Origin of the sequence: Clostridium sp. MSJ-8 (assembly GCF_018918325.1) — a bacterium.
Lineage (GTDB): Bacteria > Bacillota > Clostridia > Clostridiales > Clostridiaceae > Clostridium.
Window position 1 is genome coordinate 1 of the sequence record NZ_JAHLQH010000004.1, and the last position, 12,866, is coordinate 12,866.

Below are 12,866 nucleotides of genomic sequence, written 5' to 3' on the forward strand. Positions count from 1 at the left end.
TATCGCTGTTTCATGCGAAACTACGATCTTATGCGGTATTAATCTCCCTTTCGAGAGGCTATTCCCCACTATGAGGTAGGTTGCCCACGTGTTACTCACCCGTCCGCCGCTAATCCACTCCCGAAGGAGCTTCATCGCTCGACTTGCATGTGTTAGGCACGCCGCCAGCGTTCGTCCTGAGCCAGGATCAAACTCTCAATAAAAAGTTTAATCATTAAAATAGCTCTTAAAACTTACTCATAAAGAATTGCTGGTTCTTAATTTATTATTCTGTTCAATTTTCAAAGATCATCTCAGCCGCCACCGCGACTGCTTTTCTATAATATCATCATTCAAGAACATTGTCAACAAATTTTTAAAACTTTTTTCAAAATTTATTCTAGTGTCTTGCGACGACAGCTACTATAATATCACCTTTTAAAAAGTCTAACAATATATTTTTTTTGATTATATGATTTTATTTTAATATTACTCGTTTTTCCTTAATTTTTCTCCATTTATCTACTATTGATACACTAGGCATAGTTACTAATTCTACATGCATAAAATGTTAACTTTTTTTATATTCTCTTCCATATCCCCTCTAGATTCTTTACTATTTTTTGCTTTTATTTTACTATTATATTATGAGAATTTTTTATGGAGGAACTTTTTAAAATGAAAAGAAAATTAATAGTATTATTAATATGTATATGTGCAACTACATTAGTTGCATGTTCTGATAACTCAACTAGCAAAAAAACAAATAAAAAAAATACATCTTTTTCTACAGAATACATTACTACAAGTAAGCCTGCTCCTTTTGTATTGCAAGACACAACATATACTACACAACCTTTTATATTTACAGACACCAGCACTCTTCTTTTCCCAAACTGGGATGATAAGAACAGAATTTCTACAATAGAAGGAAATCTTCCTAGTAACTATATACGAACTGAAGATGCCACAAGCTTTATCGATTACAGAACTAATTCTATGACTTACATAAATGGAACCATATACTTTTCTGATTATAGCAATAATTATTATTTATCATCTGTATCTACTTCAGGAAAAGATATTCAAACTTTACTTAATATAAAGACTGATTATTTAACTAGTGTTAACAACACTATTTATTTTGTAAATAAAGATGATGGTTATTCTTTATATAAATATGATATAAAATCAAAGGAACTAGCAAAACTTACAAAAGATAAAGTAGGAAAATATTGTATCAATAATTCATTTATTTTATATCAAAATATTTCCGACAATTCAAAACTATATAGAATAAATATAGACGGAACTAATAGAACTGCTGTGACAGATTTTGCAGTAGACAGCTTCTGTATATATCAAAACAATATTATTGCTATAAACTCTTATGACAATTATAAGATATACCAAATCAATCCATCAGATTTATCTAGCACAAGAATATCCTTAATAGAAGCTAAAGATATTCAATGTTACAATAACAACATTTATTATCTTGATAGAAATAAAAACCACTTATGTTCATTATCTATAGATACCAGTTCTAACAATACTACTTCTACTGAATTATTTAAAGAAGGTGTAAATGAATATTATCCTAGCCAAGATTATATCTTTATCAAAAAATCTGCTAATATAAACAACACTTATATATACATTTATAATTTAAATAATAACTAAATATATTAAAAAAGAAGGTGGTTTTTGTATAATCAATCAAAAGCCACCTTCTTTTATTATAATTCATTAACTATTTCTTTAAACTTATTACCTCTTACCTCAAAATTAGGGAACATATCAAAAGATGCACATGCTGGTGATAATGTAACAATATCACCTGGGACTGCAAGTTCCTTTGCTTTATATACTGCTTCCTTTAAATCATTAACAAATGTAATATGAACTTCATGTCCTGTTCTTTCTTTTAAATCTCTAAAAACTTTTGCTATCTTTTCTTTTGTTACACCTAACAATATAAGTTCTTTTATATATGGATATCCTTCATTTGCTAGTGGTTCAAATGGTATATGCTTATCATAACCTCCAGCAATTAATATTACTTTTGTATCAAATGCTCTTAATCCTGCCAAAGTTCTAGTAGGACTAGAAGCAATTGAATCATTATAATATTTAACTCCATCTATAGTTCTTACCAACTCACATCTATGCTCTACACCTTTAAATGTTTCTGCAACTTTCTTCATAGTTTCTTTTGAAACATCATCTTTAGTTGCAATAAAAGCTGCTAGATAGTTCTCTACATTGTGCATTCCTTTTATAACTATATCATCTTTTGCACATACTTTTTCACCATCTATATATAAATATCCTTCTGAATAGTAGGCATCTGTATTTGTAACCTTTGAACTAAATGTTCTAACTTCTCCCTTAGCTTCTGACTTAAAAGAACGAGTTATATCATTACTCTCATTTACAACTAATATACCTTTATCAGTTTGGTGTAAAAATATATTTTTCTTAGCATCTATATATTCTTGCATATCTTTATGCATATCTAAATGATTCGGAGCTAAATTAGTACATATTGCAACATCAATAGGAGAATCAATAGTCATTAATTGAAAACTAGATAATTCTAACACAACCATGTCTTTGTCTGTTATTTCTTCTATTTGTGCAAATAGTGGAGTTCCTATATTACCTCCTACCCACGTCTTATATCCTTCTTCTATAAGAAGCTTTGAAATTATAGTAGTAGTTGTTGTTTTTCCATCGCTACCTGTAATTCCATATATTTTTCCTTTACAATATCTTATAAACTCTTCCATCTCTGAAGTTATATATGCACCTTCTGCCTTAGCCCTTTGAAGTGCTTCACTATCAATTCTCATAGATGGTGTCTTAAATACTACATCATACCCTGTTAACTTATCTAAATAGCCTTCACCTAGAATAAGTTCTACACCTTTTTCCTTAAAATCACTATATACATCTCCTAATTGTTCAGCAGTCTTCTTATCAAAAGCTGAAACATTAGCCCCTAACTTAAGTAAGAAATTAATTAATGGTATATTAGATACTCCAATTCCTACTACAGCTACTTTTTTATTCTTTATATAATCCTTAAATTCTTGAAAGTCTTTTTTCATCTATATCCTCCCAATCTATTCACAAAAGAAGGCTACACAAAACAATTCTTTTGTATAACCCTCTAAATTAATTTCTAGAATTCTAAGCTCTTAGCTATATATTCTTCTAATTCACTTATCTTAATTCTTTCTTGTTCCATTGTATCTCTATTTCTTATTGTTACAGCTTCATCTTCTAATGTATCAAAATCAATAGTAATACAATATGGTGTACCTATTTCATCTTGTCTTCTATATCTCTTTCCGATGCTTCCAGCCTCATCAAAATCTATATTAAATTTCTTGCTTAGTTCTGCATAAACATCTAAAGCTTTTTCTGATAACTTCTTAGATAACGGAAGTATTGCTGCTTTAAATGGTGCTAAAGCTGGATGTAAATGCATTACAACTCTAGTATCAGTTTTGCCATTAGCTTCTAGTTCTTCTTCATCATATGCATCTACTAAAAATGCTAATGCAACTCTATCTGCTCCTAATGATGGTTCTATACAATATGGTATATATTTTTCATTAGTTGTTGGATCTAAATATGATAAATCTTGTCCTGAATGTTCTTGATGTTGTTTTAGGTCATAATCAGTTCTATCTGCTATTCCCCATAATTCTCCCCATCCAAATGGGAATAAATATTCTATATCAGATGTAGCATTAGAATAGAATGATAATTCTTCTTGGCTGTGATCTCTCATTCTTAAGTTTTCTTCAGTTACCCCTAAGTTAAGTAAGAAGTTCCAGCAATATTTTCTCCAATATTCAAACCATTCTAGATCTGTTCCTGGTTTACAGAAAAATTCTAGTTCCATTTGTTCAAATTCTCTTGTTCTGAAAGTAAAGTTTCCTGGTGTTATTTCGTTTCTGAAAGATTTACCTACTTGAGCAATACCAAAAGGAACTTTCTTTCTAGAAGTTCTTTGAACAGCTTTAAAATCTACAAATATACCTTGTGCAGTTTCAGGTCTTAAATAAATTTCATTCTTAGCATCTTCAGTTACTCCTGCATATGTCTTGAACATTAGATTGAACTTTCTTATATCAGTATAGTTCATCTTACCACACTTAGGACATACTATATTATGTTGTTGTATATAATCCATTAATTGTTCATTAGACCAACCATCAGCTGATGCTACCTCAACACCACTAGCAGTCATATGGTCTTCTACTAATTTATCCGCTCTAAATCTAGACTTACATTCTTTACAATCCATTAATGGGTCTGAGAAACCTCCTACGTGTCCTGAAGCCACCCATACTTCTCTGTTCATTAAGATAGCACAATCTACTCCAACATTGTAAGGACTCTCTTGTACGAATTTCTTCCACCAAGCTTTTTTAACATTATTCTTGAATTCTACTCCTAATGGGCCATAATCCCAAGCATTTGCCAATCCTCCATATATCTCTGATCCTGGGAATATAAATCCTCTGTTCTTACACAATGCAACTATCTTATCCATTGTTTTTTCAACTGCCATAACATTTACCTCCAAAAAAATATAAATAAAAGGGCCGTTACCTCAAAGGGACGAAATTATATTCCGCGGTTCCACCCTTCTTGGCACATGCCCATCTTTCCATTACTACAAACACTCAAAAGCTCCCTTCACAAGATAACTATAATGATTCGCAGCCCCATCATCTCTCTAGGATAGTAATTCTTGTTACTCTTCTTCATCAACGTGCATATTCAATTATATATTAATTTTACCAAATAGCTATTATATGTCAATATATTAATTTTTGATAAAATAAAAAGCAATGATTATCATTGCTTAATCTCAAAAAAAATGGCTCCGCGAAGAGGGCTCGAACCTCCAACCTATCGGTTAACAGCCGAGTGCTCCACCATTGAGCTATCGCGGAACGTTTGCTACATGAATTATTATATCATGTAATAAAATAATTGCAAGAACTTTTTTTAACTTTTTTATTTTTTTATATTTTAGAAATTCTTAATGAAATTGTGCTATTTATGAAAACATATAATGTTAATACTAATAATTAGAAAACATAATATTAATTATACCAAACAACATTAGATTTATTGACTAATAGGACACACTATTACAAATTCCATTCCTTCTTTATGTCTTACTGCATATATATCTCCATTCATTTTTTTCATAATTTCATTACAAATATATAATCCTAATCCATTTCCTTGTTTTCCTTCTACATTACTTCCTCTATAGAAACTTTCAAACAAATGAATCATATCCCTTTCCTCTACTACATCTCCTGTATTAAATATAGTAATTAAAAGATAATATTCTTCTTCAGAAAAAGTAATTCGTATTTTTCTTCCATCTCCATACTTAAATGCATTCTCCATAATATTTTGAATTACTTCATATAATTTATCTAAGTCACCTTTTAGAAGATAATTAGTGTATTCTGACATTGTAAGAGCAATGTGCTGACTATCACATTTTTCTTCATATCCAAGTTTTATTTTATCCACTAAGTCTCTTAAATAAAATTCCTCTATACTTACTTCAACATTTATAATTTCTTCTTTAGATGATTTTATAACTTGCTTAACAAATTCATCAATTTCTTCTACATTTCTATCTATGCTACCGGCTATCTCTTTAATAGATTCTGGAGAATCATATATTCCTTCTCTTAACAACCTAGAATATAGCCTAATGGCATTTAAAGGTGTCTTTATATCATGGGAAATTGATAACAATATCATCTTTTTTTCCTTTAATACTTTTAATTCTTGTTTTTTATGAATATCCAAATTATCCTTAAGCATATTTATTCCCCATACAAATTTACCAAAATACTTATCCTTATTTTCCTTTAATTCATATGTAAAATTACCTTTTGAAAGTTCATATGGAAGTTCTTTTAATTTTAAGAAAGGATTAATGACTTTACTTCGAACATATAATAATACAGCTAAACATATTACAAAAGAAATAAATAACATAAGTTCTATAATATATATATATTGTTTTGTGTCCACTCTATCTATATAACTAAATTTTATATATCCTCCTAAGACATTTTCTCCAACCTCTTCTATCCAAAAAGGCCTAACTTCCATTTCATAATTATTTTCATTATCATAAAATTTTTCAATTTCAGTGTTGCTACTACCAACTTGCATAAATTCAATTTTCTTTATACACTTATAGTTCTCCAAATAATTCTCAAAATTTATTTCTGTTAAATCCGAATGGGAATCATAATTATCATATAAATCTGCCATTATACGATTTATCTCTATACGATACCACTTATCATTTACATTATTATTATGTAGCTTAAATAATATAAAAACAGCCAAGCTTACATATAGTAAGCTGACTGCACCTATCAATATATTAAACTTCTTCATAACGATACCCAACTCCCCACACTGTCTTTATTATTTTAGGTTGCTTAGAATCCTCTTCAATCTTATCTCGAAGCATTTTTATATGCACTGTTAAGGTTTGATTATCACTAAAACTATCTGCTCCCCATATTTGATTAAATATATATTCTTTTCTTAAGGTCTTACCTTTATTCTCAATAAGAAGTAATAAAAGATCATATTCTTTTATAGTAAGATTCAATTTCTCTTTGGCCTTAAATACCTCCATAGTTTCTTGATTTATTGTCAATTCATTTGAAACAATTATAGATCGTTTTTCTTCGTCACCATAAAATCTCTTAAATAATGCAGATATCTTTGCATTTAATATATCAATATCTACTGGCTTTTCTATATAGTCATCAGCACCTAAGCTATATCCATTCATCTTAGCCTCTTTGTCTAACCTTGCACTTAAAATTATAATTGGTACACTTTTATTTCTTCGAATGTGTGCACAAACACTAAAACCATCTATCCTTGGAAGCATAATATCTAAAATTACTAATTTAACATTCTCTTTATCAATAAACTCTATAGCCTCTTCTCCACTTATAGCACAAAAAACACTATATCCTTCTTTAAATAGAAACTTACTCATTAATTGTGCAAGTTCTTTATTATCTTCTACTAATAATATATCAACCATACTTCCACTCCCTAATATATTCTACCAACCAAGATCCATTAACCAATTACTCAATTGTTTTTCTCTGTTTCTATTATTATCTGCCTCTCTATACTTACCAAGATTAATAGAATCCTTAATAATCCCATCCTCTATATACATTACCTTTTCACATCTAGCTGCAACACTAACATCATGTGTAACTAACATAATGCTTGTTCCTTCTTCATTGATATCATTGAAGATCTGCATAACTTCCTTAGATGCTTGCCTATTCAAAGCTCCTGTAGGTTCATCTGCAAATATAATTTTAGGTCTATTAATAAGACTTCTGCATATACAAGCACGTTGTAATTGACCTCCAGATACCTCAGTAATATCATTGTCTGCTATTTCACTTATTTCTAGTTTACTCATTAACTTATTAGCATACTCATTAATCTCTTTTCTTTTTTTCTTATCTTTGTATGCTTTATATCCAGGCAATATTATATTATCATAAACAGATAGATTTTTTAACATATACATCTGTTGAAATACAAAACCCATTTCTACTAAACGCACTCTACTTATATCTGTATCTGAAAGTCCCTCTAATTCTCTCCCAAAAAATTCAACACTTCCAGCTGTCATTTTATCCATACCACTTACTGTGTACATAAGAGTAGTTTTTCCTGAACCTGACGGTCCCATTATTGCAACCATTTCTCCAAACTTTATATCAAAATTAACATTTCTAAGTACATTATTCTGTTTCTTATTTGCTATATATGTTTTGCAAAGATTTTTTACAACTAAAGATTCCATCTTAATACCTCCTCCTAAACTTTTTATATTTATTCCATATTGTTGATTTCCATCAAATTAATTTTTCTTACACTTCTAGCTGCAAAATATGATGCAATTAATATAACAATTAACAATATTGATGGATACATAATATATGTTTCTATAACATTTACTTGTATCTTTATATGAGCTGCCCCCATCATCGCAAAGACAGGTTTTACTAAAAATTTATTCATAAAATTAGAAAAAACGCCACCTAAAATCACACCTATAATTAATACAAAACCCATCCTCATAACTTGCCATGTCTTTATGGAACCATAAGAAAAACCTATACTCCTCATCATTGCAATTTGACTGGTCTCACCTTTAATAAATATCTTCATCATAAGTATTGTTATAAGCGCATTAATTGCACATATCAGAATAACTATAATACTCTTTAGCTTATCTAATTGCTCAGTAGTACTTCCTAATTGTTTATTCATAGCTTCTCTATAATCATATAATGTGTATCTAGGAAAATTATTTCTCAAGTCTTCAAGAATTCCTTCTTTATCTGTGTAATTTTTTACATTCCCTTGGAAATACCATATACCCGACAGTGTTCTATCTTTTGCGTCAAAAGAATTACTTACAAAAGCGCTTTCACCAACCTGCATATAATTCTGATAACTACCACATACAATCATATTAAAATCTTCATTCTGAAACTTCATATGAACAGTATCACCTATTGATATTCCTAATTTATCAAGTACTTTTTCGGATAATGCAACTTCGTTATCTAATTTAGGAGTATCTCCAGCTGTAAGTTCAATAAAACTTCCATCAGAATTAATAGGTTGAAGAACTATAAACTGTTTTATATCATCTTCATTATCTACATAAAATCCACATGAATAGAAAACAATAGTATTTAAACTAACATCATATCCTTTTTCCTGCATTTCAAACTCGATTTTATTTATTTTTTCCTCTACAGTTGTTCTTGTAAGATTCTCATCCTCACTTCCTATACTATCATCCATATTCATATAAAAATCTGCATTTGTATCAAGCACAAAATTTTTGGCCATCTCAGTACTTTCCATTGTATATATAGTATTTAAAGGTAGTATTATAAGCACTGTTCCAATAGCAAAAGTTAATATTATAACTATATACCTTCTTATATTAGAACATATATCATTAATTGCTAAGAAAAAACTTGTTGATATGCTTGTATGCTTATATAACTTAAAACCAGATTTAACTTTAAATCTCTCCCCTGTTTCTCCACTTCTTATTGCATCTATCGGTGAAATCTTTTTTAGTTTTCTCATTGATAATCTACAAAACACTAATATTAATAAAATCACTACCACTGAACTTATAATATTAACCCATAAATTAGCCATACTTTTCTGCATCATAACATTAGCTGCAACTTCTTTTATCATAATGCTGCTAACAGGTACACTTAACAAACAACCTATAGTAACCGCCAATATAGATAATGCAAAATACTTAACCGTATATATATCCCTTACACCACTATTGGTAATTCCTATTGCTTTCATTATTCCAATCTCTTTATAATCCTCTTGCAATGTAAAACTTATGGTAAACTTTAGTATTAAAAATGATATTATAATTAGACATACACCAACAATAATTAATATTCCTGAAGTTATCATAGATATTACATAAGAAAATTCAAAAGTATCTCTATCTAAAGAAACTCCTATAGATAATCCTTGTTTATTAAGCTCTCTATCAAATTTATCTATATTATCTGTATTTATACAATAATTATATCCAATACGTGCTCCAGCTTTTTTTATTCTTACATATTCATCTTCACTTACTATGAATCGTGTCACTCCAATAAATTCCCCTCCAAATGAAGGATCAAACATAGGCTGTGTTATTGTATATTCCTTTTCATAATCATTAAATTTAAGAGTAATTTTATCTCCTGCCTTAAGACCATTTTTGTCCATTTCCCTTTGTTGCATCGCAATTTCACCATTTTTAAGTTCTAACAATTCTTGATTTTGGTTAAATACTTGCATATATTTTTTCCATTGACTTTCTATAAATATAGTATTCATAGCGTCATACTCTTTTCCATTAGACCCTGCATATTTCTTTATGTTAGAAGCTGAAACAATAGCTGCTTCATTCTTTACATAATCCTCATAATACTTTTTTCCTTTTCCATCTAACCAATCATCTAAATGAAGCTCTCCTTCCTGTTCAAATGTATAAATGTACTTATCAGGAACATTGCCTTTGTCCATACAATAATCAACTGCATTAGTTATTGCCAATATATTATTTACGCTACTAGCTACAAACACTGTTGCCAAGAAAATAAAAAGAAACAATATAATATTAATTCCCTTTTTTCGTTTTAACTCTTTTTTCAAAATACGAAAAAACATTTCTTTCCCCTTTCTTTTTTATTAATTTTAAATTTCTCACGTAAGTAATTTATCTACAATAACATATTAACATGATAATTATTAAATAATCATTAAATAATCTAAACCAAAAATTGTATAATAAAATCCTTATATACTTTTTATAATATATAAGGACTTTATCTTTCTTCTATAATATATATTTCTTTTTCTACTTAAAAGTTAATTTAAATTTGAGCTTATGGCTCTTTACATGCATAAAGTATGCTTTTATTCATTAGTAATATTATTCATAAAGCAAATCTATTAACTTTTATTTATACGTTTAATAAATTTTACTATCTCTACTTGAATTATTGTCATTAACGTAAGTCCTATTACTATTAACCATTGCTTTAAATTAAGATTTACAATATTGAATTCTTGTTGTAAATTAGGTAAAAATAAAATTACAATCATTAATACTGTAGATACAGCAAAAGAACCTACTAACCATTTATTAAAGCTACCACTTCTGTTAAATATTGAATCTGTATTAGAATGTTGATTAAACACTCTTAAAATTTGAGAAAAGGCTAAAACTGAAAATGCCATTGTTTGCCCAACCGAATGACCTGACATACTAAAGCCTATCCAGTATGCAATAATTGTCATGGTAGCAACAAAGATACCTTGAGTTATAACTTGTACCACAAGGTCTTTTTCAAATAATGTTCCTGATTTAACTGGCTTATGTTTCATTATATTTTTACTTGGAGGATCAACACCTAAAGCAAGTGCTGGCAATGTTGCAGTTGCAAGGTTTACCCATAAAATATGAACTGCTAACAGAGGCGCTTCCCAATTAAATATGGTAGCTATAAATAAAGTCATAATTTCTGCAATATTCCCTACAAGTAAAAATCGAATTACTTTTTGAATGTTTCTATAAACACGTCTTCCTTCTTTTATTGCGTAAACAATTGTAGTAAAACTATCATCCAAAAGAATCATGTCCGCAGAATCCTTTGCAACATCAGTTCCGCTTAACCCCATTGCAATTCCAATATCTGATGCCTTCAATGCCGGTGAATCATTAACTCCATCACCAGTCATTGCTACAACCTCACCTATTCTCTTTAATGATTGTATAATTCGAAGTTTATCACTAGGAGAAACTCTAGAGAATACCGTTGTTGTCTTAACTTTTTCATCCAAGTCATCATCATTCATATTATCCAGTTCATCACCAGTTATAACTGTATCCCCATCTCTAAATATTCCAAGTTCTGATGCTAGAATATAAATAGTACAAGTTAAAAATGTTAATTTCTCAAAAAAGAGACTATAATATAATTAAGAATTGTAGGAGGAATTGGTATGAGTAAACATTATGATAAGGAATTTAAAGAGAATGCAGTAAGATATGCATTAGAGCATGAAGAACTAAGTATTAAAAAAAGTGCTAAAAATCTTGGATTAAGTAGCTCAGCATTAGGTGATTGGATAAGGAAAGCTAAAAATAACAATGGGGAAGTACCAACAAGAGGATCTGGTAATTACTCAAGTGATGAAGCTAAGGAAAATGCTAGGTTAAGAAAAGAATTAAGAGATACTCAAGATGCTCTTGATATACTAAAAAAAGCCATAGGCATTCTTGGAAAATGACACAAGCTATATTTATCGAAACAGCGAAGGCTGAGGCCCTTGCTGCAAAAGATACGAGACGCCGACTTAATATCAGCGGAGTGCTTAGAATATTAGGCGTTTCAAGAACTGGTTATTATTCATTTAAGAATAGAAAACCTTCTAATAGACAAATCCATAAAGAAATTCTAGAAGATAAAATAATAGATATATATGATGAATCTCATCAAAATTATGGAGCACCCAAAATAACACGAAAGTTACACGAAATCGGTGAAAAGGTTAGCGAAAAAACAATTGGCAATTATATGAGAAAATTAGGCATTAAAGCACAATATGTAAAACATTATATAGCAACAACTAAAGAATCTGATTTTAGTACTGAATTAAAAAATATACTTAATGAACAATTTTCACCAGAGGCCCCCGATACCGTATGGTGTACTGATATAACTTATATATGGACTTATGATGGTTTTGTATATCTTACAAGTGTTATGGACTTATATTCAAGAAAGATAGTATCATGGGTATTAAGTACTACTCTTGAATCAAAGTGGGTTGTAAAGGCTATAAATAAAGCAAAAAATAAAAGAGGAATTAAAAATCCTCTAATAATACATTCGGATAGAGGAATACAATATACTTGCGAAGCTTATAGAGCTGCTACTAAAGATATGATTAGAAGTTATTCTAAAAAGTCATATCCATGGGATAATGCCTGTATTGAATCTTTTCATGCTATTATAAAAAGAGAGTGGTTAAATAGGTATAAGATATTGGATTATAAACATGCTGAAAAGCTTGTTTTTGAATATATAGAAACATTTTATAATACTGGTGTTAGTATAAAGTAGTGGACACATTAAGTCAAACTAAGTAAAATAATATTTAGTTAAGAAAGGATGTGTCCATTATGGGAAAGGGCAGAAGATATGATCAAGATTATAAAGATA

10 protein-coding genes, 1 tRNA gene, 1 rRNA gene and 1 other annotated feature are annotated in these 12,866 nt (G+C 29.3%); of the genes, 3 read left to right on the plus strand and 9 right to left on the minus strand.

The annotated features are described in order from the left end of the window. Nucleotides 1–203, minus strand: a 16S ribosomal RNA gene (locus KQI77_RS00070); the annotation flags it as partial. 454 nt (nt 204–657) lie between these two features. Here KQI77_RS00070 and KQI77_RS00075 point away from each other — a divergent pair. Continuing rightward, nucleotides 658–1,662, plus strand: coding sequence for a DUF5050 domain-containing protein (locus KQI77_RS00075; protein ID WP_216387305.1), 1,005 nt, complete (start codon nt 658–660; stop codon nt 1,660–1,662). Nucleotides 1,663–1,718: 56 nt separating this feature from the next. Here KQI77_RS00075 and murD read toward each other — a convergent pair whose 3' ends face one another. From murD to KQI77_RS00115, 8 genes are all read right to left on the minus strand, one after another. Beyond that, the gene (gene murD / locus KQI77_RS00080) at nt 1,719–3,092 is read right to left on the minus strand and encodes a UDP-N-acetylmuramoyl-L-alanine--D-glutamate ligase (protein WP_216387306.1); all 1,374 of its coding nucleotides are present in this window, start codon (nt 3,090–3,092) and stop codon (nt 1,719–1,721) included. Nucleotides 3,093–3,166: 74 nt separating this feature from the next. After that, complete coding sequence (locus KQI77_RS00085; protein ID WP_216387307.1) at nt 3,167–4,567, minus strand: glycine--tRNA ligase; 1,401 nt, start codon at nt 4,565–4,567, stop codon at nt 3,167–3,169. A gap of 43 nt (nt 4,568–4,610) precedes the next feature. Then, nucleotides 4,611–4,779 (minus strand) — a binding site (T-box leader). Nucleotides 4,780–4,880: 101 nt separating this feature from the next. Continuing rightward, nucleotides 4,881–4,955 (minus strand) — tRNA-Asn (locus KQI77_RS00090). 178 nt (nt 4,956–5,133) lie between these two features. Further along, on the minus strand, nt 5,134–6,441 hold the full coding sequence (locus tag KQI77_RS00095) for a sensor histidine kinase KdpD (protein WP_216387308.1): 1,308 nt from the start codon (nt 6,439–6,441) through the stop codon (nt 5,134–5,136). Then, a complete protein-coding gene (locus KQI77_RS00100; protein WP_216387309.1) occupies nt 6,428–7,108 on the minus strand; it encodes a response regulator transcription factor in 681 nt (226 codons plus the stop codon). The genes KQI77_RS00095 and KQI77_RS00100 overlap by 14 nt, the downstream gene beginning before the upstream one ends. 21 nt (nt 7,109–7,129) lie before the next feature. Next, entirely contained in the window at nt 7,130–7,894 is a 765-nt protein-coding gene (locus tag KQI77_RS00105; protein ID WP_216387310.1) for an ABC transporter ATP-binding protein, read from the minus strand. A 29-nt stretch (nt 7,895–7,923) separates the two neighbouring features. Beyond that, nucleotides 7,924–10,305: an ABC transporter permease gene (locus KQI77_RS00110; protein ID WP_216387311.1), complete on the minus strand. Its 2,382-nt coding sequence runs from the start codon at nt 10,303–10,305 to the stop codon at nt 7,924–7,926. Between the two features lie 285 nt (nt 10,306–10,590). Next, entirely contained in the window at nt 10,591–11,571 is a 981-nt protein-coding gene (locus tag KQI77_RS00115) for an HAD-IC family P-type ATPase (protein WP_367397255.1), read from the minus strand. Nucleotides 11,572–11,643: 72 nt separating this feature from the next. On the opposite strand from KQI77_RS00115, the gene KQI77_RS00120 reads away from it, so the two are divergent. Beyond that, nucleotides 11,644–11,931 carry a transposase gene (locus KQI77_RS00120; RefSeq protein WP_216387313.1) on the plus strand — a complete coding sequence of 96 codons (288 nt, stop codon included), beginning with the start codon at nt 11,644–11,646 and terminating at the stop codon, nt 11,929–11,931. Continuing rightward, nucleotides 11,928–12,767 (plus strand): IS3 family transposase, encoded by an 840-nt coding sequence (locus KQI77_RS00125; RefSeq protein WP_216387314.1) that lies wholly within the window; start codon nt 11,928–11,930, stop codon nt 12,765–12,767. Before KQI77_RS00120 ends, KQI77_RS00125 begins: the two co-directional genes overlap by 4 nt. The last annotated feature ends 99 nt before the right edge of the window (nt 12,768–12,866 follow it).